Here is a 23196-nt window from a genome sequence, read left to right as displayed (position 1 = left end):
GCCGCGATCGGTCGTGGGCGGCCATCGTGTGACGTGAGCGGTACCTGATCCGGGCCCAGCCGGCGCTGACGCCACAGGCGTCAACGGATCGTCACGGGCTCGCGGGTCACAGGGCCAGGCCGCCGTCGACGATGAGCTCGGCCCCGGTCATGAACGGGCAGTCCGCGGAGGCGAGGAACAGCACGGCCCGCGCGATCTCCTCGGCGGTACCGCGCCGACCGAGCGGTGTGGCGGCGGTGACCGCGTCGATCTGCTCGCCGGGCATGACGTCGATCATGGTGGTGTCGATGAACCCGGGGGCGACGGAGTTGACGCGGACGCCGTGCGGTCCGAGCTCGACGGCGGCGCACTGCGTCATTCCCCGGACCGCCCACTTCGTGGTGGAGTAACCGATCTGGTTGGCGTAGCCGCGGTGCCCGCCGATGGACGAGAGGTTGATGATCGATCCGGAGCGGGCCTCCTTCATCGGGCCGGCCACGGCGCGCATGCCGAGGAACACGCCGAGCTGGTTGACCCGGTAGTGCCGCTCGAAGTTCTCGACGCTGGTCCCGCTGATGTCCGGACCCGGGTCGAGGACACCGGCGTTGTTGACCAGGAGGGTGATGTCGCCGAGCTCCTCGCGGACGCGGGCGACCAGGGAGTCCCACGACTGCTCCGAGCTGACGTCGTGGGGCAGGTAGCGACAGCGGTCGCCGATCCCGGCGGCGAGGGTGCGGCCGTGTTCCTCCGATCCACCGGCGATGACCACGTCAGCGCCTGCGGCGGCGAGTGTCTCGACCACGGCGGCGCCGATCCCGCGGCTCCCGCCGGTGACGACCGCGGTCTGCCCGCTCAGGGTCGCCGCGCTCGACGGCGTCGAGGTGGACGGGTGGCCGGTCATGACGTGCCTCCCCACGGGGTGAGGGTGTCGAGGAAGTCCGCGAGTGCCTCGGACACGGCTGCGGGACGTTCCTCGGTGACGAGGTGTCCCGCGCCCGCGATGGGGGCGAAGTGCGAATACGGCAGGCGTTCGTGCATCGCCCGGGCGTGGTCGATGCTGATGCCGGCGTCCTCCTCCCCGTGCATCACGAGGACCGGAGCGGTGATCCGGGAGAGATCGGCGAGCCGGTCCGGCTTGTCGATCCAGGATCGGTACTCACGGTGGAGCGATCGGGCCGGTCGCCGCCGCCACGAGGCGGTCCAGCGGTCCACGAGGTCGGTCCGCACGGCGAGCGCCTCCGCACCGAAGATCACTGGACGGAACGCTTCGACGACGTGTTCGGGGATCGGTCCGTCGGTGTCGAGCGGCTCGAGGAGCCGACCGAACGCGCGCCGTTCCTCGGAGGTGTACGCCGCCGCCTGTGTCGACATGAGTACGAGCCCGGCGACGCGCTCGGGGTGCCGGAGGGCGAGCTCGATCGCCATGAACCCGCCGACGGACATCCCGACGAGCACGAAGCGGTCCGGTCCGGCGCGGTCGACGACGTCGACGCAGTCAGCCACGAGGTCGTCGAGGGAGTGATCGGTGGCGAAGCGGGACGTGCCCGGGCGGCTCGTGTAGGCGAGCGTGCGGTAGCGGGACGCGAGCGCCGCGGTCTGCGGCGCGAACATGGTGCGGTCGAGCAGCGTGCCGTGGCTGAGGACGACGGTCGGGCCGCTGCCGACGTCGGCGACATCGGTGTCGCTCACGTCGCGGGCTCCAGGTCGGCGCTCGTTGCGCTCAGCGAGCGGTGTGCGGTCTCGGGTAGGACCTTCATCAGGACGAGCCCGACGGCGAGCGCGATCACAGCCAGGTAGATCGCGGGCGCCGCTGGGCTCCCGGTGGCCGCCGCGAGGGCCGCCGCGACGAGGGGTGCGGTGCCCGCGATCGGTCCGACGCCGAGGCTGTAGGCGAGCGCGGCGGCACTCGAGCGGGTCCGGGCCGGGAACAGCTCGACGAGGACGATCGAGGACATGACGTTCAGCCCGGCCTGCGGGACGGCGAACAGGCACATGCCGGCGAGTGCGAGCCAGGGCGAGCCCGAGCCGACGAGGTAGAGGATCGGAACGGCGAGCACCGCGTGGGCGAGCGCGCCGCCGACGTAGACGGGACGTCGTCCGATCCGGTCGGAGAGCCGTCCGGCGAGCGGGCACAGCGCCACGTAGACGAGCAGGGCGAGCGAGGCGACCCCGAGGGCGGTGGTGCGGGAGCCCCCGACCGACATCGCGTTCGCGAAGTAGGTGGCGAGGTAGTAGAAGCCGACGCCGGTGACCGAGGCGCAGGCGAACGCGATCCACATCGCACGGCGGTCGGTGCGCAGGGCCTCGCGCAGGGGCGTGGCGGGGACGTCGTCGTTGCGGCGCAGCTCGCGGTAGACCGGGGTCTCGTCGAGCCGCAGGCGCAGGTAGAGCCCGACCAGGCCGAGCGGCGCCGCGAGCAGGAACGGCAGACGCCAGCCCCAGGCCTGCATCTGGGCAGGCTCGAGCAGCGCCTCCAGCGCCAGCACCGAGACCGTGCCGGCGACGATGGCCAGGCCACCGGAGGCCGAGATGAGGCTGGCCCGGGCTCCCCGCCGGGCTGCGGGCGCGTACTCGACGAGGAACGCCGAGGCGCTGGTCCACTCGCCGCCTGCCGACAAGCCCTGGATGCAGCGCAGGAGGACCAGCAGGACCGGGGCGGCGAGTCCGATCGACGCGTAGGAGGGGAGCAGGGCACTGAGGGTGGTTGCCCCGCTGATGCCGAGGACGGCGGCCGACAGGGCGACACGCCGCCCGTACCGGTCGCCGATGGAGCCGAGGACGGCGCCGCCGAGGGGGCGGAAGACGAAGGCGGCGCCGAACACCGCGAGGGAGGCCAGCAGGGAGGCCGTGGGGTCGGTGGACGGGAAGAAGACGCGTCCGAGGGTGGTCGCGACCGCGCCGTAGATGGCGAAGTCGAACCACTCGGTGAAGTTGCCGATGACCGTCGCGGTGATGACCGAGCGCGGCAGGGTCGATGGCGTATCCGACGTCGTCGATGTCATGGGTCTGCTCCGAGGGTGCTGAGGGCGCGGCGGGACCGTGCGCCGAGGAGGTGTCCTCTCGGCAGCGGGCGGCGGCGCGTGGCTCACTTGGTGAAGTCGAGGATCCCGCGGATGATCTTGCCGTCGCGGAGGTCCTGGTAGCCGTCGTTGACCTGGTCGAGGGTGTAGCGGCTGGTGATGAGCTCGTCGAGCTTGAGCTGACCGGCGTCGTAGAGGCGCAGCAGCCGCACGATGTCGTACTGGGGGTTCGAGGAACCGAACAGCGTCCCCTTGACGGTCTTCTGGTTGTAGACCATGGCCGAGCCGGACAGGTGCACCGTGAGCTTCTCGGGATTCGCCACTCCGGTGATCACCACGGTGCCGCCCTTGCCGACGACGTCGAAGGCGTCGGTGACGACCTGCTCGTCCATCACGCCGACGACGCACAGTGCCTGGTCGGCGCCCTCGCCCCAGGTCAGTTGCTTCACCGCGGCGGCAGCCTCGCCCGGGTCGGCGAAGACGTGGGTAGCGCCGAACTCGAGGGCGGTCCGGCGCTTGAACTCGACGGGGTCGATGCCGACGACGTACTTCGCGCCGGCTTGGGCGGCGCCCTGGACGGCGTTCATCCCGACGCCGCCGAGTCCGTAGACGACGGTCGTGTCGCCGGGCCGCACCTCGCCGGCGTTGACGGCGGTGCCCCAGCCGGTCGGGACGCCGCAGCCGACGAGGACCGCCGTGTCGAGCGGCAGCCACGGGTCGACCTTCACGCACGAGGCGTCGGAGACCGTGGCGTACTCGGAGAACGACCCGAGCATGCAGAACGCGCCGACCTCGCCGAGCTCGTCGTGACGCATGCGGAAGGTGCCGTCGGGCATGCTCCCCTCGAGGATCGTGGCGCCCATGTTGCACAGGTTCTGGCGGCCCGTGGAGCAGTAGCGGCAGATGCCGCAGGCCGGGGTGAAGCTGCAGACCACGTGGTCGCCAGGGGCGACCTTCGTGACGGCCGACCCGACCTGCTCGACGATCCCGGCGGCCTCGTGGCCCCCGACGATCGGGAAGCGCACGATGTTGTCGCCGTCGATCATGTGCAGGTCGGAGTGGCACAGGCCCGAGGCGGACATCTTCAGCAGCACCTCGCGCGGGCCCGGTTCGTCGAGGTCCAGCTCGACGATCTCGAAGGGCGTGTGGGGTCCGGTCAGGACGGCGGCCCGGGTCTTCATGGGGTCTCCTCGATCATCGTGCTTGTATCTTTGATACAAACGAGAGTCAGCTAGAGGGCGTCGGTCGGCAGATCGAACGACCTGGAACGCGGCGCAGGTGTGTCGAGCTGGGAGAGTGTCGCGGCTCCGTGATGTCAGCCACCATGGCATGGTGACAAACTTGTATCAAGGATTTAGTTTGCGAAGAGCTCGCCGTGCACCGCGAGCACTCGAACCTGGAGGGACCTGATGTCCACCCCTGTCGCGGTCGACCGCCCGTTCCGGGCCGACCTGCTCACGCTGGACCCCCCGCGGCTGCAGGGATCGCACTGCACGCACTGCGCCACGACCGTCTTCCCGCCTCGCGACTTCTGCCCCGGGTGTCGCTCCGGTGGCGAGCTCCAGCGGGTCGCGCTGAGCGACGAGGGGCGCATCTGTTCCTTCACCGTCGTCCGCCAGGCCCCGGACGCCATCGACGTGCCGTACGTCCTGGCCCAGATCGACCTCCCTGCCGACGGGGTGCGCCTGATGGCGACGGTGGTCGGTGCCGAGCCCGAGGACGTGGTGCTGGACATGCGGGTCAACCTCGAGACCTGCCCGTTCGGCACCGCGGACGACGGAGCCGTGCTGCTCGGCTACCGCTTCCGCGCCACCGGGGCGGAGGTGGCGGCGTGACGCTCGCACCCGCCCACGCCGCCGGGGTCGGCATGATCCGTTTCGGCCGCTACCCGGCGGACGTCACTCTCGAGGACATGGCGGTCCGGGCGGCCCGCGCGGCGCTGGACGACGCCGGTGCCGACCTCGCCGCGGTGGACGGCCTCTACGTCGGCCACGTCTTCCGCGGCCCCGTCGCCGGCCAGCGCGTCGCCGCACAGCTCGGCCTCGACGGCCGGCCGGTGTCGAACCACGAGAACTACTGCGCGAGTGGCGCCACCGCGATCCGCGAGGCGTGGGTGGCCCTCGCCGCCGGGCTGCACGACGTGGCCCTCGTGATCGGCGTCGAGAAGATGACCGACCGGGTCGCGGGCGGCGTCCGGCCGGACCCGGGTGACCTCGATGCGGCCGTCGGCTACGTGATGGCCGCAGGTCACGCGATGAGCGCCCGGCGGTACATGGCCGATCACGGCGCCAGCCGCGACCAGATCGCCGCGGTGGCGGTGAAGAACCACGCCCACTCGGTGCACAACCCGTACGCGCAGTACCAGAAGCCGATCGACCTCCCGACGGTCCTGAACGCCCGCCCGATCGCCGAGCCGCTGGGGCTCCTCGACTGCAGCCCGATCTCCGACGGCGCCGCGGCGGTCCTGCTGTGCAGCCCGGCGGGCCTTCGGCGACTGGGGGTCGACGGGCCGACACCGCGGGTGCTCGGCGTCGGCCTGGTCAGCGGCTCGGTGCAGACAGGTCTCGGCGACCTCAACGCCGAGGACGTGTCCCGGAGGGCCGGCGAGCAGGCCTGGGCGCTCTCGGGCGTCGGCCCCGACGACGTCGACCTGGTCGAGATGCACGACTGCTTCACCATCGCCGAGATCGTGCGGATGGAAGGTCTCGGGCTGATCCCGCGCGGCGAGGGCGCCACCTGGAGCACCGCCGGACACACCTCCCTCGGCGGCCGGCTCCCGGTCAACCCGTCGGGCGGCCTGCTCTCGCGCGGCCATCCCGTGGGCGCGACCGGGGCCGCCCAGGTGTGCGAGCTGACCTGGCAGCTGCGCGGGGACGCCGGCGGCCGGCAGGTCGAGGACGCCCGCACCGGGCTGGCCTACTGCAAGGGCGGCACCGTGAACGGCACCGACGGGGGCTCGGTGACCACGGTGGTGATGGCCCGATGACCGGGATGATCGACGACCGCCGCGACCTGGTCGCGACCGTGCTCGGCGACGGCGCGCTCACCCCGGCCGTCCGCGAGGCGCTCGGCGGCGTCGCTCCCGGGATCGCCACGGCGTGCTGTGTCGTCCCGCGGGTCCCGGGCCCGGCCCCCTTGGCCGCCCTCGACGACGAGCGTCTCCACCACGACGTCGGGAACGCCCTGGCCGCCGTCCTCGACCACGTCCAGCGGGCGGCGGCGTCCTTCACGGCCGGCGGACGGCTGGTCTTCGTGCTGCCCCACGCCCCGCTCCTGGGAACCATCGACGGCGCCGCAGCCTCGGCCGTGACGAACGGGGTGCTCTCGATGGCGCGCACGCTCGCCATCGAGCTCGCTCGCGACGGCGTGACCGTCAACGTGATCGCCGTCGACGAGGCCGGACCGTCCGTGCGGGCGATCGCCGCCGAGCTCGAGGTGCTCCTCGGCGACGCCGGCGAGGACATCACGGGCCAGGAGATCTACCTGACCGCGGGCACCGACCTGGGGAGGCTGCGGCCGTGACGACCGACGGACCCGTGGCCCTCGTGACCGGTGGTGCGGGCGGCATCGGCCGCGCCATCGCTTCCCGGATGGCGGCTGACGGCCGCACGGTCGTCGTCGCCGACCTCGACGCGGACGCCGTGCGCGAGACCGCCGCGGCGGTGCCCGGTCCGGCGCACGGCGTGATCCTCGACGTGGCCGACGCCGACTCGCGCCGCGCCGTGATCGCCACCTGCGACGACCTCGGCGGGATCGACACGCTGGTCAACTGCGCCGGGGTGCTGCGCGACGCACGCCTCGCGAAGCTCGACCCGGCGGCGTTCCGCCGCCTCCAGGACGTCAACCTCCTCGGGCCGCTCGCCCTGACCCGGCTGGCTGCCGTCGGGATGACCCGGCGGGGCCGCGGTGCCGTCGTCAACCTCGCCTCCCGCGCGTGGCTGGGAACGTTCGGCTCGACGGCCTACTCCACGGCCAAGGGCGGGCTGGTGGGCGCCACGCGCAGCCTCGCCCTCGAGCTCGGACCCCACGGGATCACCGTGAACGCGCTCGCCCCGGGCTTCGTCGACACGGCGATGACCGACGGGCTGCCTCCGGAGATCCGACGCCGCACGCTCGGCGCGATCCCGGTGGGCCGCGCCGGGCGCCCCGAGGACGTCGCCGACGCCGTCGTCTTCCTCACCGGCGCCACCTACGTCACCGGTCAGGTGCTCCCCGTCTGCGGCGGGCGCAGCGTGGCCGATCCCTACGCCGCCCGACCCCGCCCGCGATCATGAGGAGACCACCTGTGACTGGACCACTCGAAGGAACCAGGGTCGTCGAGTTCGGCGGCCTCGGCCCGGCACCGTTCGCCGCCATGCTCCTCGCCGACGCGGGAGCCGACGTGATCCGCATCGACCGCCCCGAGGGCCCGGCCGACGGCGGCGCGCTGCTCCGCGGCCGCCCGTGGATCGGGCTCGACCTCAAGAGCGACGCCGGCCTCACGTCGGCCCGCGACGTCGTCGCCCACGCCGACGTCCTCCTCGAAGGCTTCCGGCCCGGGGTGATGGAGCGCCTGGGGCTCGGACCCGACCCGTGCCGGACCACCGATCCGGGCCTGATCTACGGCCGTATGACGGGTTGGGGGCAGGACGGCCCGCGCGCGCACCAGCCCGGCCATGACATCAACTACCTGGCCCTCACCGGCGCCCTGCGTTCGATCGCGCGCCGCGGCCAGGCCCCGGTCCCACCGCTCAACCTCGTCGGCGACTACGGAGGTGGCGGGATGCTGCTCGCCTTCGGGGTACTCGCGGCGCTGCTCGACCGTCGCCGCACCGGGCGCGGTCAGGTGGTCGACGCCGCCATGGTCGACGGCGTCAGCCTCCTGATGACGGGGATCTGGAGCCGCGCGGCGCAGGGACGGTGGCCGGGGGAGCCCGGGGCCAACGACATCGACACGGGCGCACCGTTCTACGACGTCTACGCCACGGCCGACGGCGAGTACATGGCCGTCGGCAGCATCGAGCCACAGTTCTGGCGGGCGCTGCTCGACGTCCTCGGGATCGACCCGGCCACGGTCGCGGACCAGTGGGACCGCGAGCGGTGGCCCGAGGTCAAGGGCCGCCTCGCGGCCGCGTTCGCCACCCGCAGCCGCGCGGAGTGGGCCACGCGCTTCGACGGCGCCGACGCCTGCGTCACGCCCGTGCTGAGCATGGAGGAGGCCGCCGCCGACGCCCACCTCACCGCCCGCGCCACGCTCGTCGCCGACACCGCTGGCCACCCCCAGCCGGCTCCGGCGCCCCGGCTCTCCGCGACACCGCTGCGCACGGATCCGGCCGATGACGCGGAGGCGCTGCTCGAGCGTTGGGGGCTCGCGGTACCGGCGGCAGCGTCGTGAGCGCGCCCCGGGCCGAGCCCGCCACGCTGATACGTTATCCGGAACGTCGTGGGCGGGAGACGGACGTGACGGGACGCCGGGCCGGCCGGCCGACGATCCAGCGGCGGCGCAGCGGCATCGAGGTCGCCGAGTACGTCCGCAGCATGATCTTCGACGGCACCCTCGCCGCCGGACAGCGCGTACCGCAGGACACGATCGCCGCCGACCTCGGCGTCAGCCGTCTTCCCGTTCGGGAAGCGCTGATCACCCTCGAGGCCGACGGCCTGGTCGCCTCCGAGCCGCACCGGGGCACGTACGTCGTGCCGATACGGGCCGAGGACATCGAGGACCACTACCGCATCTACGGCATGGCCCAGGGGCTGGCCGCGGCGGGCGCGGCCCGGCGCATCACCGAGCCCGTGCTCGAGCGCCTCGAAGACCTGCACGCCCAGATGGGCGTCAGCGACGACCCGGAGCTCCTGCACGACCTCAACTGGGAGTTCCACTCCCTGATCAACCGCACCGGCGCCAGTCGTAGGACGCTCTCGGTGCTGCGCCACCTCTCCCGCAACCTCCCGCGGGAGGTGTACAGCCTGCCCGCGGCTGCGAGCGCGCAGGCCAACGAGGAGCACGCGGCGATCGTCGCCGCCCTGCGCGCCGGCGACGCGCACGAGGCCGACCGGACCAACCGGGAGCACATGCAGCACGAGGGCGACCAGGTCGTCGCGGCACTCAAACGCTCCGGGGTCCTCAGCGACTGATCGGGCAGGAGCTCGATGCACCTGCCCGGCGACCAAGGATGATCAATGATCAGAACTGTGACCGACGACGACGGACCACCGTCGGCCGTCGCCCACCCGGAGACCTTCGTCGACGCCCTGGATCTCGCACCCCCCGACGGGGAGGCGGTCGTGGGCGACGAGGGTCGACTCACCTACGGCGAGCTGCAGGATCGCAGCACCCGCCTCGCGGCCGACCTCGTCGGTCGCGGACTGCACCGCGGCGATCGGGTCGCGATCCTGCTCCCGAACGGGGTGCGCTGGGTCGTCATGGCCCTCGCCGCCCACCGGGCCGGACTGACCGTCGTCCCGCTCAACACCTGGTACCGCGCCTCCGAGCTCGAGCACGTCCTCCACGAGGCCGACGTGCGGCTCGTGGTCACCGACCGAACGGTCTTCGGTCGCGACACCGTCGCCGAGCTCGATGCCGCAGGCTTCCCCCGACGTCGGTCCGAGGGCGTGCTGGTCTGGGCCGAGGAGGACGAGCTCCCTCCCGGCGGAACCGCGTACGACTCGTCCACGGTCGCGGAGCTGCCGCGCCCCGCGCCGACCGACGTGGCGCTGATCCTCTTCACGAGCGGCAGCACCGCCCGGCCCAAGCCGGTGCCCCTGGAGCACGGAAAGCTGATGGCCAACACCCGCGAGATCGGCCGGCGCCAGCACGTGCGCCGGGACGACCGCCTCTGGCTCGGTGCGCCGATGTTCTTCGGGTACGGGTGCTCCAACGCCCTGCCCGTGGCCCTCGGCGTCGGCGCGACCCTGTGCCTCGAGTCGCGGATCGACGGCGACCGCTCGCTGGCCTTCATCGCCCGCGAGCGCTGCACCGTGTACTACGGCTTCGGCGCCACCACCCGGTTGCTGCTGGCCGCGCCGTCGTTCGGGACCCACGACCTCTCCTCGCTGCGCACCGGGACGACCGGTTTCAGCGCCGAGGAGAAGCGACTGGTGATCGACGAGCTCGGGGTGGACGGAATCTGCAGCGTCTACGGCCTCTCCGAGGCGTACGGGCACTCGGCCATGACCGACGCCGACGACGACCGGGACGTCCGCCTCCACACGAGCGGGACGGTGCTCCCGACGCAGGAGATCCGCGTCTGCGACGAGGAGGGCACCGCCCTGCCGCCGGGCGGGACCGGCGAGATCGAGCTCCGCGGGTGCGTCATCGACAGCTACCTCGACCGCGCCGACCTCGACGAGGGCGTGTTCCGGCCCGGTGGCTGGATGCGCACCGGCGACCTCGGTGTGCTCGATGAGCACGGGCGCCTGAGCGTCGTCGGTCGCCGCAAGGAGATGCTCAAGGTCAAGGGGATCAACATCGCACCTGCCGAGGTCGAGGACCTGTTGCACTCGCACCCGGACGTCGCCCAGGCCTACGTCGTCGGTCTCCCGGGCGAGGCCGGCGACGAGATCATGGTGGCCGCGGTGGTCGCGTCACGCCCCGCTCCCGATCTCCCCGGTTCCCTCGTCGCCTGGATCCGCGAGCGCGCCGCCAGCTACAAGGTCCCGGCGCGCATCGAGCTGTTCGCGGCCGAGGAGATTCCGCTGACCGGCACCGGCAAGGTCAGCAAGCAGCTGCTGCGGGACGGCCTCGTGAGGAGGACCCGATGACCTCCCTGCGCTCCCTGGAGGTCCTTGCCGAGGGCATCGGCTTCACCGAGGGACCTCTGTTCACCTCCGATCGCCGGCTCCTCGTCGTGGCCATGTCCCGCGGCCTGGTCGTGGACGTCGACCTCGAGCGCGGTGGCGTCCGCGGCATCGTCGAGACCGGTGGCGGACCGAACGGGCTGGCCGAGGCCGACGACGGCTCGGTCTGGGTCGCCCAGAACGCCGGCGCCGTGCGCGCCAGCCGTTCGCCTCGTCCCACCCGGCCCGGCCTGCAGAGGCTGACCGGGAACGATCGGCAGGACGTCCTCGACCTGCCCGTTCCCGGGACGCGGGCCCCCAACGACCTCCTGATCGGACCCGACGGGCGCGTCTGGTTCACCGACCCGGGCCCACCCGGCGACACCGCCCGCGGACGGCTGCTCGCCCTCGACCCGTCCACCGGGGAGTGCGAGGTCCTGCTCGACGAGCAGGACTTCCCCAACGGTCTGGCCTTCGGACCGGCCACCGGCACGCTGTGGCTCGCGCACACGGAGCGCCGCCGCATCAGCAGGCACCACTGGGATGGTGGCCGGCTGCACCCGGCGGGCGACGACCTGACCCTGCCTGGCGGCGGCCCGGACGGCCTCGCGCTCGACAGCCGCGGGCTTCTCTACGCGGCGTCGCCGGCCGCCGACGCGGTCCTCGTCTACGCGCCGACCGGCGAGCTGCACGAGCGGCTGGACTTCGGCGAGCCCACCTTTCCCACCAACGTCTGCCTCGCGGGCGAGCACCAGGACCGACTCGTCATCACCGCCGCCCGCGGCGGGCGTGTCCTGATGCTGCCCGCCATCGCCGGTTGAGCAGGGAGAAGGACCTCGTGTCCGGCGCCGGCGAGGTGGATCTCGCAGCCCGACACCCATCACCACCAACGAGGAGGCCTGCCGTGGCCACGCTGAACACCGAGGAACAGGCCGTCGTCGACACCGTCCGCGAGTACATCGACCGCGAGGTGCGGCCGCAGGTCCGCGAGATGGAGCACGCGAACGCGTACCCCGAGAAGTTCATCAAGCAGATGAAGGAGATGGGGATCTACGGGCTGGCGGTCCCCGAGCCGTGGGGCGAGGCGCCGGTGTCGATGCCCTGCTACGCGCTCGTCACCGCCGAGCTCGCGCGGGGCTGGATGAGCCTGGCCGGCGCGATGGGCGGACACACGGTCGTCGCGAAGCTGCTCGTCGAGTTCGGCACGCGCGAGCAGCAGGACCGCTACCTGCCGCGGATGGCGACCGGTGAGCTGCGCGCGACGATGGCGCTCACCGAGCCCGGTGGAGGCTCCGACCTGCAGGCCATGACGACGGTCGCTCGCCCGGACACCGAGGGCTACGTCATCAACGGGTCCAAGACCTGGATCTCCAACGCCCGCCGTTCGGGGCTGATCGCTCTGATGTGCAAGACCGACCCGGCCGCCGAGCCCAAGCACCGGGGCGTGTCGATCCTGCTCGTCGAGCACGGTCCTGGCCTCGAGGTCTCGAAGGACCTCTCGAAGCTGGGCTACAAGGGTGTCGAGACCTGCGAACTGGCCTTCAGCGACATGCGCGTGCCCGCCGAGGCGCTTCTCGGCGGCGTCGAGGGCAAGGGCTTCGCGCAGATGATGAAGGGCCTGGAGACGGGACGCATCCAAGTTGCCGCCCGTGCCCTCGGCGTCGCCACCGCCGCGTTCGACGACGCACTGCGCTACGCGCAGGAACGCGAGGCGTTCGGCACACCGATCTGGCAGCACCAGGCGATCGGCCACTACCTCGCCGACATGGGCACCAAGATCACCGCCGCCCGCCAGCTGATCCTGCACGCCGCGGAGCGCTACGACGCAGGGCAGCGCTGCGACATGGAGGCCGGCATGGCCAAGCTGTTCGCCTCCGAGATCGCCATGGAGGTCGCGCTCGACGCGGTGCGAATCCACGGTGGCTACGGCTACTCCACCGAGTACGACGTCGAGCGCTACTTCCGCGACGCTCCGCTGATGATCGTCGGGGAGGGCACCAACGAGATCCAGCGCAACGTGATCGCCTCACAGCTGGTCAGGCGCGGCGGACTCGACCGCTCGTGAGTGCGGCTCTGCCAAGGCCCGGGCCCACGCGATGACCCTTCCCCACCGCGTTGCGCGGGATCGGCTCGGGGGTCGCCAACGGGTTCCTCATCGCGGCCGTGGCGGGCGTGGCGGGCTTCACCGGCGTCTTCTTCACGACCGCCGTGCTCGTCCTGCTGGCCGGCGTCGTGCTCTGGACGTTCGGGGTGGACACCCGTGGCCGGCCCCTGGACGACATCGCCCAGGACGGCGCCGTCGCCGTACCCATGGACGCTTGACGGCCGGCCCGACTCGGTGAAACCCGCCGACCCCACCTCGGTCGGGCCGGGGCGAGCCGCTCGAGGAGGCCGTCGTCGCTGACCACGGTGATGTGGCTGGCGGGGGCGATCCGAGAGCCGGCCGGGATCCGGGGGTCGAGGCAGATGACCTGGTCGAGGTACTCGAGAGAGGTCGCGCGGTCGCGAGGTCGGTGTCATCGACGGCCGCGCCGAACACCTACCAAGACGAGGTCGACGCCTTCGAACACCGCAACCGACGTGAGCGGTAACCCAAGGAGGACCGCCGCGGCGGTCGTGGTGCAGGCAGCGGTCATCCGGCAGCCGGGCCGCCATGCACCCGCGCCGTCACGGAGTTCGCCGGAGCAGAGTCACCGCCAGGTCGCGCGTGCCGGCGTCTTCCTCCGGGGTCGTGGCTGAGATCGTGGCCGGGGTCGCACGCGGGCCGTCGAGCGGAGTGCCGACCGGGTTCGTGCCGTGGACCCGGTCAGGTCCCGGAGGGGGAGGGACGGCGCCGACCCTCGTGCGCCCCGGTCCATCCCGGTCGGGGCCTGGATCTCCTCGGGCGTGACGCGCTCGAGGAACCGCAGCAGCTCGACGGGGAAGGGCAGCACGAGTGTCGAGTTCTTCTCGGCCGCCACCTCCACGACCGTTTCCAGGAGACGGAGCTGCAATGAGGCCGGGTGGTCCGACATCGTCTCCGCGGCCTCGGAGAGCGTCGCCGCCGCCTGGCGTTCGCCGTCAGCGGTGATGACGCGGGCGCGACGTTCACGCTCGGCCTCGGCCTGGCGCGACATGGAACGCTTCATCGACTCGGGCAGCGATACGTCCTTGATCTCGACCCGGTCGATGTGCAGACCCCAGTCCATCACCGGAGTGTCGATCATCAGCTCGAGGCCCTGGTTGAGCTTCTCGCGATTGCTGAGCAGGTCGTCGAGGTCGCTCTTCCCGATGATCGACCGCAGGGACGTCTGGGCGAGCTGCCCGACTGCGGACATGTAGTCCTGCACGTCCACCGCGACGCGGACGGGATCGACCACCCGGAAGTAGATGACCGCGTCGACCCGAACGGTGACATTGTCGCGAGTGATCCCGTCCTGCGCCGGGACGGGAAGGGTCACGATCTGCATGTTGACCTTCGTCATCCGGTCCGCGATCGGCCAGAGCAGGACGATGCCGGGCGCTCTCGTCGTGCCGGGCTCCACCCTGCCGAAACGGAACACGACTCCGCGCTCGTACTGGCGGACGATCCGCACGCTCGTCCCGACCAGTACCGCGGCCACCAGGAGAACGGCGGCGCAGAGCGCAAGGGTAACGATCATTTCGCCACATCCCTCACCGCGCGGCTACCGACCTGGTTGGGAGCCGCTGAGAGCAAGGTATCGCAGGGTCAGCGGATGCAGGCCGTCCTCCCATTAAGGGCGCCATACAGAGATCTCGCACCTACTGCGTAGACGATCTCCGACTGTCAAATCGTCCGGGGTAAGCGTGGCCCCGGTGCGATCTTGAGTACTTCGAGCAGCGCCACGACGAGACCATCGTCGACAGCGCCTCGAAAGGCGCCTGATGCCGACATAGAACCCGGTCACCGGCGCTCCCTCGTGCGGAGGGCGGTCTTCGGGCTCCTCGAGGCGATGCGCCGGGCTGGCACGCGGGAAGCTCGGTGGCCGCAAGGCGGCCCGCGAACCGGGTCGCCGGTTCAGAACGGCTTGGAGCCAGTGGGCGACAAGGGCCGGGGACCTCGCGGCAGCCGGGAGCCCCCACGTCCGCCGCCGGGCGGGTCGTCTCCTGTGGGCGCACACCAGAAGCACACCTGCCCACCGGCGACCAGGCGCGCGTGCGGGCGCGGGTCCTGCCCGCAAACAAGCGCACCGTCCTGACGGCCAGCGCACGGAAGGTCCGAGCCCTGCGACACTTGCCGGGGCAGCAGGCCGGCGTCGAGCACCGCGTTCTCGGCATCGGGCACTGAGAGGCCGTTCAGGTCAGGAACCTCAGCAACCCGACGCCGCCGACCCATGCCATCTCCCGAGAGCCCCCAGCCCGAGCCTCGGAGCCCGCGCGACAGACTGCCCACCACCGAGGTTCGGGACCGGGGAACGACACGACACCTGACCGTTGACGCTCATGATGAGGGATCGTCCACCACGACGACCTCGGCGTCCGGTCCTGGAAACACCAGGCACGGGTCCCGCCTCTCGAAGCGCACCAGGAACGGGCCGTCCTGACCGTGATCCACGATCGTGCCGACCCGATCAGCCTGATCGACTCGCCGACTGTGTCGAATGATCCGGTCTCCCACGTTTGCCCCGCATACGAGGTCGCCTTCTTCCCTCCAGCCTTCAGCCCCACCTGAGCGGGTCCCACGATTGGCCCGTGAGCCGATCGCTGTCAACGCCGCCAGGCGCGATGACTCGCTCGTCCAGGATGTCGACCATCGCCGCGGTCGACCGACCTACACCTCCCGCGGCGGTGCCAGAACGACACCGGTGCGAGCGCGCCGTCGCGAGGGCCGCGCTGGTCCGACCACGGTTGCCCGGGCCCGGGTCCGTGGCTCCCGCCCACCACCGGGTGCTGCCCAGCCTGGGCCGACAGGACCCCGAGCCCACCGACCGCAACCGGTCGGCCGCCAGATCACTGCTGGTGACGACGCGACCTCGTGCGTCACGGCGAACATCTCCAGCAACCGGGAGCGCTCGGAGGAGGCGGCGCCGACCTTCAGCCGGCCGGCCCGTCCCGCAGGATCACCCCGGTCGCGGCGACCTCCAGCAGCTCCGCACAGGGCACATCCGGTGACGTCGAACCCCAACCGGTAGGGCTGGCTCGCTCAGGAGGCGGGAGTGATGTTGATGTTGACCAGGCCCCAGTAGCCGGAGGCTTGTGGGGCGAGGTTGCCGGTGAGCATCCCGCCGCCGGGCCAGGAGCCGGGTGGGTCGAGGCGGTTGAGCTGGTAGAGGTCTCGGTCGCCACGCGGCCCGCCGTCGACGGGCAGGATGTTGAGTGGGCGGAAGCCGGTGACGGGGGTGGCGGGTGTGTTCTCGCGGCCGTCTCCGAACGCGGTGAGTACATCCGCTCCGGCCGGAGCGTCCTGCATAAGCTGCGGGATGCCGAAGTTGCCGTTGCGGCTGGTGGTGGAGTGGAAGCGGCCGTTGCGGTAGGCGAGCACTGTCAGGCAGTGGCCCTCGTCGCCGCCCTTGATGATCAGCTCACTGCTCAGGGTGGAGCCCTGCTCTCGACCATTGGCCGGGGCCGTGTACACGTCGATGATCGAGCCGAAAACGATGTGGTGCTCGCGCTGGTTCCAGAGGTGTCCCGCGCTGTCGATCAGGTGGGTGTGCTGCGCCTCGGCATTGACCTCGCCCGGGCCGGGTCCGTCACCCATGGCGACGGCGACCAGCAGGTTCGATCCGCTCATGCTCGCAGGGAGGGTCACGAGCGCCTGCCCGTCCTCGAGGGGAGACTGCGCGATCACGGCGTCGAGGAAACCGACGGCGCCGACGGGCGAGCCCGCAGCGGGCGGTCCGGCTGCGCAACCCGCCACCACGACAGTCGCAAGGGCCACGGCCGCTACCAGGACCAGCAACCGATTTGGATGCTCCGGCATCGCTCGTCACCGTCCAGCAGAGTGGATCGGACGGGCACAGTGTCGACCCATGCGGCCGATTCGCACCACGACCGCCCTCGAGCCGGAGTGCGAGCGCGTCAAGCTCCGCGTCTCGCAGAGAGAGTTCAGCTCCCAGGCTGTCGATGCCGTACAGCGGGTCGGCGGCGACGAGTCGACTCGATAGTCACTACTGTTGCGAGCGACCTCGTATGGTCGGCGTTGACCTGCTCGTTCGGCCCGCCCTGCGTCGACACCCTTGTCAACAAAGGTGTCGGGCTTTCGTGGTCGCGCCGACGACACCGCGGTAGGATCACCGCAGCGAGCGAGGGAGGAACCGATGGCCCGACCGGAGGCGAGCCCACCGAGACGGCCACGCGGTGGGTCCGGGTCGAGTCAGGCCGGGGCGTTCCTGTCCGGCACGTCGTCGACCCCGACGACGACGCGAGGTCGGCGGACTCGGGCAGCCTTGATCAACGCTGCCCGCGAGGTGTTCGAGGAGCTGGGTTTCCGCGACGCGCGCATCTCGGACATCGCGAAGCGGGCCGGCACGTCCTACGGGGTCTTCTATCACTACTTCGACTCCAAGGAGTCGGTGCTCGACGAGCTGTTCACCTCCGTCACCGGGGACATGTACAACGCGTCCCAGGCGCGCTCGAAGTCCGACGGGGACGTGGTCGACAAGATTCGGGCGAGCAACCGCCAGTACCTCGTCGTGGCAGCACGCAATGCGCAGCTGATCGCGATGATCGAGGAGCTCGCCTACCGCGACCCCCAGTTCCGTGAACTGAAGCTCCGCATCCGCGAGCCGTTCCTCCTCCGCAACGAGGCCGGCATCCGACGGCTCCAGGAGCGGGGGCTCGCCGACCCGAACCTCGATGCCGCGATGGCGGCGTCGATGTTGGGCGGGATGATCGAGCACTTCACGTTGTTGTGGTTCTTCCACGGCGTCCCGTATGACGAGGAGCTGGCTGTCGAGACCCTGACCAGGCTCTGGGCCCAGGCCATCGGGATGAGGCTCGACGAGTCGGGGCGGCTGGTCCAGAGTTCGTCGACACCAGCGGTGCGGGGTGCGCCCCGGTCCTCAGACGCCGTCGGGTCTGGGAGCTGACGCTCCCGCGGCCCCGGGCACCTCAAGGAGCGCCGCGGGGAGCTCGACGTGCCGTGCCCGCAGGTACTCGCCGAGCCCCTTGCCCTGCGAGTCGAGGTGCAGGTTGGCGCCCACACCCCGTCCGAGGAGGCCCACGACGGTCACGCCGGCGGCCCGGAGGTTCGGCATCCACCATGGACGGAGGGCCAGCCCGCGAGCCTGGGGGAGCAGCTCGCGCCAGCGGTCCTCGGTGAGCCAGCCCGTCAGCCAGTCGTAGGTGCGGTCGTCGCGCGTCCACACCCCGAGCGTGGCGTTGCCGCCCTTGTCGCCCGACCGGGAGCCCAGGACGGTCCCCAGGGGTGAGCGGACGGTGGGTCCCGCAAGGGACCGGGCCGGCGAGGGCGCAGCGGTGGGTGGAGCGGGTGGAACGGGCTGGGTGGGAGGGGGTGCCGCCGTCCACTCGCGGCCCTCGAACGAGACGGTCTGGGGGAAGTCCGCGGTGGGCAGCAGGGTCGGCCAGAACACGGTGTAGGCCGAGCCGCCGGACGGTGGCGCGGTGAGGTAGAAGCCGGGATAGCTGCTCAGCCCAGTCTCGACGGCCGCGCGGGCCAGCTGCGCCACGGAGGAACGGTCACGGCTGGAGACGCTGACCGTCAGCAACGCCGTGGCCTCGTCGGGCGCCCCAGGGTCGGGGCGGTCGGTGCGGAGGAGGCGGACATCGACCTCGTCGAAGGCCTTCTCCCCGCCGGGGATCGCCGTCCAGAGGGCACGCTGGGCGAGGTCCGCCTTCGCCGGCACCTCGTCGCCCGTGATCACGAATGTGACGCTGTTGCGGTGGCCCGGCGTCGTGATCAGACCGACCTTCACCGCGTCCGGGGCCGGCTCGCCCCGCGTTCCCGAGACCCGGACCCGGTCCGGTCCCTCCTGCTCGAGGGTGAGCGTGTCGAATCGTGCGACGACATCGGGGTTGAGGTAGCGGGGCCCGTCGATCTCGTAGAGCAGCTGAGCCGTGACCGTCTCCACGGTGACGGCGCCGCCGGTCCCCGGGTGCTTGGTGATCACGGCAGACCCGTCGGCCGCGATCTCGGCCAGCGGGAAGCCGGGGCGTTCGAGCGCCGGGACCTCGGAGAAGAAGGAGAAGTTCCCGCCGGTGGCCTGGGCTCCGCACTCGATGACGTGGCCTGCGGCGACGGCTCCCGCGAGGGCGTCCCAGTCATCTCTCACCCACCCGAAGTGCCAGGCGGCCGGACCCACGATGACCGACGCGTCGCTCACCCGTCCGGTGATGACGATGTCGGCCCCCTCCTGGAGCGCCTCGGCGATGCCCCAACATCCGAGGTAGGCCGACGCGACGTCGACCTCGACGCCGAGCTCATCGAACGGTGTCGCCGTGTCCAGGTGGGCAGCGGTCCAACCGTCGTCGCGTGCGCGACGAACGACCTCTGTGGCGTCGTCGCCGTCCACGACCGCGACCCGCACGGTACGCCCGAGGTTCGAGGCGATCTGTTCGACCTTCGCCGCGCAGGCGCGCGGGTTGAGACCGCCGGCGTTGGACACGATGCGGATTCCGCGCTCGAGACAGTCCGCCAGCACGTCCTCGAGCTGCGTGAGGAAGGTCCGCGCGTACCCGGCCTCCGGGTCGCGGTCGCGCTGCTTGAGCAGGACACCCATGGTGAGCTCGGCCAGCCAGTCGCCGGTGAGGACGTCGATCGGTCCGTCGTCGACCATCTCCCGCGCGGCGGAAAGACGGTCGCCGAAGAATCCAGAGCAGTTCGCGACTCGCAGCGGTGGCGTGGTCACGAGTCCGCCTGCGGGGTCACGGCGACCAGTACGGCCTTGGCCTCGACGTACTGTCCGACCTCGACGAGGACGGCGTCGACCACGCCCGGACCGGCCGCCAGGGCCGGGTGCTCCATCTTCATCGCCTCGAGGACGACCAGCGTCTGGCCGGTCTCCACCACGTCACCGGGCGCGACCCCGACGTGCACGACGGTCCCCGACATCGGGGCGACGGGACCACCGCCGGCGGCGACGGCGTCCGGGTCCGGTAGCCGCGGGTCCTGCCGCCACGACGTCTGGGCCCCGGGGGAGTTCACCCAGACCGACCCGTCGGCGTACTCGACGACCGTGCAGTGGTGCTCGAGGCCCGCGAACCTCACCCTGACCTCGTCGGTACCGAGGCCACGCAACCCGAGCTCGTGGCCTTCACCGTCCACCTCGAGCGTGAGGGCGGTGTCACCGCTCGCCGCGCCGAGCCAGTAGCCGATCTCGATCTCGTGGTCGTCCGCAGCTGTCCACGTGGCCGACGTCAGCGGGCGGCCGGGGATCAGCCGGAAGCCGGGCTCGACGCGGATGGCGACGGGGGCGGCAGCGCGTCGGAGAGCGGCGCCGACCGCCACGGCGGCGGCGAGGTGCACGACATCGGGGGTCGTCCGCCGCGGACACAGCAGGTCGGGGTGCCGGTCGAGGAAATCGGTGTGCGTCTCGCCCGCGAGGAAGTCCGGGTCGCGCAGCAGCGCGACCAGGGATTCGCGGTTGGTGATCGTCCCGTGGACCTGCGTCGCGTCCAGCGCGGCCGCGAGCCGGGCGGCGGCTTCCACCCGGCTCTCGCCGTGCGCGACGATCTTGGCGAGCATGGGGTCGTAATACGCAGACACCTCACCGGGAGCCGCGACGCCGTCCTCGAAGCGGATACCCGGTAGGTCGGGGTGCGAGTAGCGGTACAGCGGCCCCGGTGTGGGGAGGAAGTCGCGGGTGGTGTCCTCGGCGTAGAGCCGGACCTCGAGAGCGTGACCCCGCTGGTGCACCTCCCGCTGTGTGAAGCCGAGAGGCTTGCCCTGCGCGACGTCGAGTTGGAGACGGACCAGGTCGAGGCCGGTGACCTCCTCGGTGACCGGGTGCTCGACCTGGAGTCGGGTGTTCATCTCCAGGAAGTAGAACTGTCCTGTGCTGTCGTCGAGCAGGTACTCCACGGTGCCGGCGCCGAGGTAGCCGAGCTCCCGGACGAGCGACACCGCCGTCGCTCCCATGCGTTCGCGCAGCTCCGCGTCGACGGCGGGGGACGGGGCCTCCTCCAGGACCTTCTGGTGTCGTCGCTGCACGGAGCATTCGCGCTCCCCGAGGTGGATCGCGTTGCCGTGGGCGTCGCCGAACACCTGGATCTCGACGTGTCGCGCGACAGCCAGGTAGCGCTCGCAGAACACCGTGGTGTTGCCGAACGACGAACCTGCTTCGCGGCGGGCGCCCCGGATCGCTTCGACCAGGTCGGTCGGCCCATCGACACGGCGCATGCCCTTGCCCCCGCCACCCGCGATCGCCTTGACGAGCAGGGGGTAACCGACCTGGTCGCCGGCCTCGCGCCACGAGGTCTCGTCGTCGCCCTCGATGACGGCGTCGGGCAGGACCGGGACTCCGGCCTTGCGAGCGATCTCCTTGGCCCGGTTCTTCAGCCCCATCTCCGTCATGGAGTCGGGGGCGGGCCCGACGAAGAGGACGCCGGCCTCGGAGCACGCCATGGCGAACTCGGCATTCTCCGAGAGGAACCCGTAGCCCGGGTGGATCGCGTCGGCCCCGGACCGGCGCGCGGCGTCGAGCACCTTCTCCAGATCGAGGTACGTCTCGGTGCTTGTCGAGCCACCGAGCGGGACGGCCACGTCGGCGTCCCGCACGTGGGGGGCGTCGGCGTCGGGATCGGAGAACACCGCGATCTTCCGGATCCCGAGCGCACCGGCGGTGCGGAACACTCGCCGGGCGATCTCGCCCCGGTTCGCGACGAGCAGGCTGCGGATCGTGGTCACCAGTGCCTCACATCCGGAAGGGCGCGAATCGGGTGGTGCCCTCGACCGGGCCGGAATGCACGGCGGAGAGCGCGAGCCCGAGGACCGTGCGGGTGTAGCGCGGGTCGATGACCCCGTCGTCCCACAGGTGACCGGTGGCGTTCAACGCGCTCGACTGCGCCTCGATCATCGCCTCGGTCTCGGCGCGGACCGCGGCGTCGGTGGCCTCGTCGTAGGAGCTCGCGGACCGCTCGGCGGCCGCTCTCCGGATGATCGACATGACGCCGGCGAGCTGGGTCCCACCCATGACCGCGATGCGGTGGTTGGGCCAGGTGAACACGAACCGGGGATCGAAGGCGCGCCCCGACATCCCGTAGTTGCCGGCGCCGTACGACGCGCCGATCATCAACGTGAGGTGCGGGACGGCGGAGTTGGAGACAGCGTTGATCAGCTTGGCGCCGTCCTTGATGATGCCGCCCCGCTCGACCGCGGAACCCACCATGAACCCGGTGATGTTCTGGACGAAGAGCAACGGGGTGTCCCGCGCGTTGGCGAGCTGGATGAAGTGCGCGCCCTTCTGCGACTCCTCCGAGAACAGGATCCCGTTGTTCGCGAGGACCCCGACCGGGAAGCCGTGCAGCGAGCCCCACCCGCAGACGAGCTGGGTGCCGTAGAGAGGCTTGAACTCGTCGAATCGGGACCCATCGAGGACGCGGGCGAGGACGTCGCGCACCTCGACCGACCGTCGCGCCTCGGCCGCGGCACAGGACAGGAGCTCCTCGGCCGGGAAGAGCGGCTCGTCGGCGGGCAGCGAGGGGCCCGGGCCCTGCTTACGCCATCCGAGGTGGGCGATGATCTGCCGGCCGATCCGCAGGGCGTCACGCTCGTCGACGGCCAGGTAGTCGGCGAGCCCGGATGCGCGGGCGTGCATCTCGGCCCCACCCAGCGTCTCGTCGTCGACGTCCTCGCCGGTGGCCATCTTCACCAGCGGCGGGCCACCGAGGTAGACCGCCGCCTGCTCCTTGACGAAGACCGTGTACTCGCTCATGCCCGGCACGTAGGCGCCGCCGGCTGTCGAGCTGCCGAACACCAGCGCGATCGTGGGGATACCTGCCGCGGAGAGCCGGGTGAGCTCGCGGAAGATGCGCCCACCGTTGACGAAGATCTCCTCTTGGCGGGGGAGATCGGCTCCGCCCGACTGCACCAAGCTGATCACGGGCAGGCGGTTGTGCCCGGCGATGTCGAGCGCGCGCAGCTGGCGCGCCACCGAGGACGGGTTGAGCGATCCGCCCTTCACGGTGGGCTCGTTCGCGATGATCACGCACTCGACGCCGGACACCGGCCCGATCCCGGTGATCAGTCGTCCGCCGGGTTGCTCGTCCGGCTCGTGGGCGCCAGCGAACATCGACAGCTCGAGAAACGGGGCGTCCTGGTCGAGCAGCAGGTCGATCCGTTCACGAGCCAGCAGGCTCCCTCGAGCCCAGTGCTTCGCCACCGCTCGTTCGCCGCCGGCAGTCAGGACGCGGGCGGCCAGTACCTCGAGTTCGGCCAGTGCTGCCAGCATCGCGCTGCGGTCGATCTGGAAGCGATCGGAGGTTGGTTCGAGCGTCGAGGTCAGGACAGCCACGTCGGCCACCTCGTTGGTCGCGTGATTCCGTG

At 71.5% G+C, this 23196-nt stretch carries 22 protein-coding genes; 11 read left to right on the top strand and 11 right to left on the bottom strand.

Annotation, left to right across the window (positions count from 1 at the left end; translation table 11 throughout):
- Positions 1-106: 106 nt before the first annotated feature.
- The 4 genes from ACQPYN_RS23390 to ACQPYN_RS23375 form a co-directional block, all read right to left on the bottom strand.
- A complete protein-coding gene (locus ACQPYN_RS23390; RefSeq protein WP_433028310.1) occupies positions 107-880 on the bottom strand; it encodes an SDR family NAD(P)-dependent oxidoreductase in 774 nt (257 codons plus the stop codon).
- Entirely contained in the window at positions 877-1668 is a 792-nt protein-coding gene (locus ACQPYN_RS23385; RefSeq protein WP_433028307.1) for an alpha/beta fold hydrolase, read from the bottom strand. The genes ACQPYN_RS23390 and ACQPYN_RS23385 overlap by 4 nt, the downstream gene beginning before the upstream one ends.
- On the bottom strand, positions 1665-2981 hold the full coding sequence (locus tag ACQPYN_RS23380; protein ID WP_433028304.1) for an MFS transporter: 1317 nt from the start codon (positions 2979-2981) through the stop codon (positions 1665-1667). Before ACQPYN_RS23380 ends, ACQPYN_RS23385 begins: the two co-directional genes overlap by 4 nt.
- Before the next feature lie 83 nt (positions 2982-3064).
- Positions 3065-4180 (bottom strand): NDMA-dependent alcohol dehydrogenase, encoded by a 1116-nt coding sequence (locus tag ACQPYN_RS23375; protein ID WP_433028301.1) that lies wholly within the window; start codon positions 4178-4180, stop codon positions 3065-3067.
- A 228-nt stretch (positions 4181-4408) separates the two neighbouring features.
- Between ACQPYN_RS23375 and ACQPYN_RS23370 the strand changes: the two genes are divergently transcribed.
- The 10 genes from ACQPYN_RS23370 (at position 4409) to ACQPYN_RS23325 (ending at position 13076) form a co-directional block, all read left to right on the top strand.
- Positions 4409-4834 (top strand): Zn-ribbon domain-containing OB-fold protein, encoded by a 426-nt coding sequence (locus ACQPYN_RS23370; RefSeq protein ID WP_433028298.1) that lies wholly within the window; start codon positions 4409-4411, stop codon positions 4832-4834.
- On the top strand, positions 4831-5985 hold the full coding sequence (locus ACQPYN_RS23365) for a thiolase family protein (protein ID WP_433028295.1): 1155 nt from the start codon (positions 4831-4833) through the stop codon (positions 5983-5985). The genes ACQPYN_RS23370 and ACQPYN_RS23365 overlap by 4 nt, the downstream gene beginning before the upstream one ends.
- Positions 5982-6521, top strand: a complete 540-nt coding sequence (locus ACQPYN_RS23360; RefSeq protein WP_433028292.1) for a hypothetical protein — start codon at positions 5982-5984, stop codon at positions 6519-6521. The genes ACQPYN_RS23365 and ACQPYN_RS23360 overlap by 4 nt, the downstream gene beginning before the upstream one ends.
- Entirely contained in the window at positions 6518-7273 is a 756-nt protein-coding gene (locus tag ACQPYN_RS23355) for an SDR family NAD(P)-dependent oxidoreductase (protein ID WP_433028289.1), read from the top strand. The genes ACQPYN_RS23360 and ACQPYN_RS23355 overlap by 4 nt, the downstream gene beginning before the upstream one ends.
- 11 nt (positions 7274-7284) lie before the next feature.
- Positions 7285-8373, top strand: coding sequence for a CaiB/BaiF CoA transferase family protein (locus ACQPYN_RS23350; protein ID WP_433028286.1), 1089 nt, complete (start codon positions 7285-7287; stop codon positions 8371-8373).
- 65 nt (positions 8374-8438) lie between these two features.
- Complete coding sequence (locus ACQPYN_RS23345; RefSeq protein WP_433028283.1) at positions 8439-9113, top strand: GntR family transcriptional regulator; 675 nt, start codon at positions 8439-8441, stop codon at positions 9111-9113.
- A 45-nt stretch (positions 9114-9158) separates the two neighbouring features.
- Positions 9159-10739, top strand: a complete 1581-nt coding sequence (locus tag ACQPYN_RS23340) for a class I adenylate-forming enzyme family protein (RefSeq protein ID WP_433028280.1) — start codon at positions 9159-9161, stop codon at positions 10737-10739.
- On the top strand, positions 10736-11575 hold the full coding sequence (locus ACQPYN_RS23335) for an SMP-30/gluconolactonase/LRE family protein (protein WP_433028277.1): 840 nt from the start codon (positions 10736-10738) through the stop codon (positions 11573-11575). Before ACQPYN_RS23340 ends, ACQPYN_RS23335 begins: the two co-directional genes overlap by 4 nt.
- A gap of 83 nt (positions 11576-11658) precedes the next feature.
- The gene (locus ACQPYN_RS23330; RefSeq protein ID WP_433028274.1) at positions 11659-12819 is read left to right on the top strand and encodes an acyl-CoA dehydrogenase family protein; all 1161 of its coding nucleotides are present in this window, start codon (positions 11659-11661) and stop codon (positions 12817-12819) included.
- A gap of 50 nt (positions 12820-12869) precedes the next feature.
- Positions 12870-13076 (top strand): hypothetical protein, encoded by a 207-nt coding sequence (locus ACQPYN_RS23325; RefSeq protein WP_433028271.1) that lies wholly within the window; start codon positions 12870-12872, stop codon positions 13074-13076.
- Positions 13077-13444: 368 nt separating this feature from the next.
- On the opposite strand, the gene ACQPYN_RS23320 is transcribed toward ACQPYN_RS23325, so the two are convergent.
- The 4 genes from ACQPYN_RS23320 to ACQPYN_RS23305 all read right to left on the bottom strand — a co-directional run bounded on the left by ACQPYN_RS23320 (position 13445) and on the right by ACQPYN_RS23305 (position 16674).
- Positions 13445-14395: a slipin family protein gene (locus tag ACQPYN_RS23320; protein WP_433028268.1), complete on the bottom strand. Its 951-nt coding sequence runs from the start codon at positions 14393-14395 to the stop codon at positions 13445-13447.
- Between the two features lie 377 nt (positions 14396-14772).
- Complete coding sequence (locus ACQPYN_RS23315; protein ID WP_433028265.1) at positions 14773-15090, bottom strand: PASTA domain-containing protein; 318 nt, start codon at positions 15088-15090, stop codon at positions 14773-14775.
- A gap of 105 nt (positions 15091-15195) precedes the next feature.
- Positions 15196-15372 carry a DUF1918 domain-containing protein gene (locus ACQPYN_RS23310; protein ID WP_433028262.1) on the bottom strand — a complete coding sequence of 59 codons (177 nt, stop codon included), beginning with the start codon at positions 15370-15372 and terminating at the stop codon, positions 15196-15198.
- 525 nt (positions 15373-15897) lie between these two features.
- Positions 15898-16674 (bottom strand): hypothetical protein, encoded by a 777-nt coding sequence (locus ACQPYN_RS23305; RefSeq protein WP_433028259.1) that lies wholly within the window; start codon positions 16672-16674, stop codon positions 15898-15900.
- 466 nt (positions 16675-17140) lie between these two features.
- Between ACQPYN_RS23305 and ACQPYN_RS23300 the strand changes: the two genes are divergently transcribed.
- On the top strand, positions 17141-17782 hold the full coding sequence (locus ACQPYN_RS23300; RefSeq protein WP_433028256.1) for a TetR/AcrR family transcriptional regulator: 642 nt from the start codon (positions 17141-17143) through the stop codon (positions 17780-17782).
- Here the strand turns inward: ACQPYN_RS23300 and ACQPYN_RS23295 are convergent.
- From ACQPYN_RS23295 to ACQPYN_RS23285, 3 genes are read right to left on the bottom strand one after another with little or no spacing between them, the layout of a single operon-like run.
- Positions 17756-19561, bottom strand: a complete 1806-nt coding sequence (locus ACQPYN_RS23295) for an acyclic terpene utilization AtuA family protein (RefSeq protein WP_433028253.1) — start codon at positions 19559-19561, stop codon at positions 17756-17758. The two genes, ACQPYN_RS23300 and ACQPYN_RS23295, sit on opposite strands and share 27 nt — an antisense overlap.
- A complete protein-coding gene (locus ACQPYN_RS23290) occupies positions 19558-21558 on the bottom strand; it encodes a biotin carboxylase N-terminal domain-containing protein (RefSeq protein ID WP_433028251.1) in 2001 nt (666 codons plus the stop codon). Before ACQPYN_RS23290 ends, ACQPYN_RS23295 begins: the two co-directional genes overlap by 4 nt.
- A 7-nt stretch (positions 21559-21565) precedes the next feature.
- Positions 21566-23164: an acyl-CoA carboxylase subunit beta gene (locus ACQPYN_RS23285; protein ID WP_433028249.1), complete on the bottom strand. Its 1599-nt coding sequence runs from the start codon at positions 23162-23164 to the stop codon at positions 21566-21568.
- Positions 23165-23196 lie beyond the last annotated feature (32 nt).

Source organism: Actinomycetospora sp. CA-053990, from assembly GCF_050948445.1.
Taxonomy (GTDB): domain Bacteria; phylum Actinomycetota; class Actinomycetes; order Mycobacteriales; family Pseudonocardiaceae; genus Actinomycetospora; species Actinomycetospora callitridis.
Note: the sequence above shows the minus strand (reverse complement) of the source record. Positions and strands in the feature narration are given on the sequence as shown.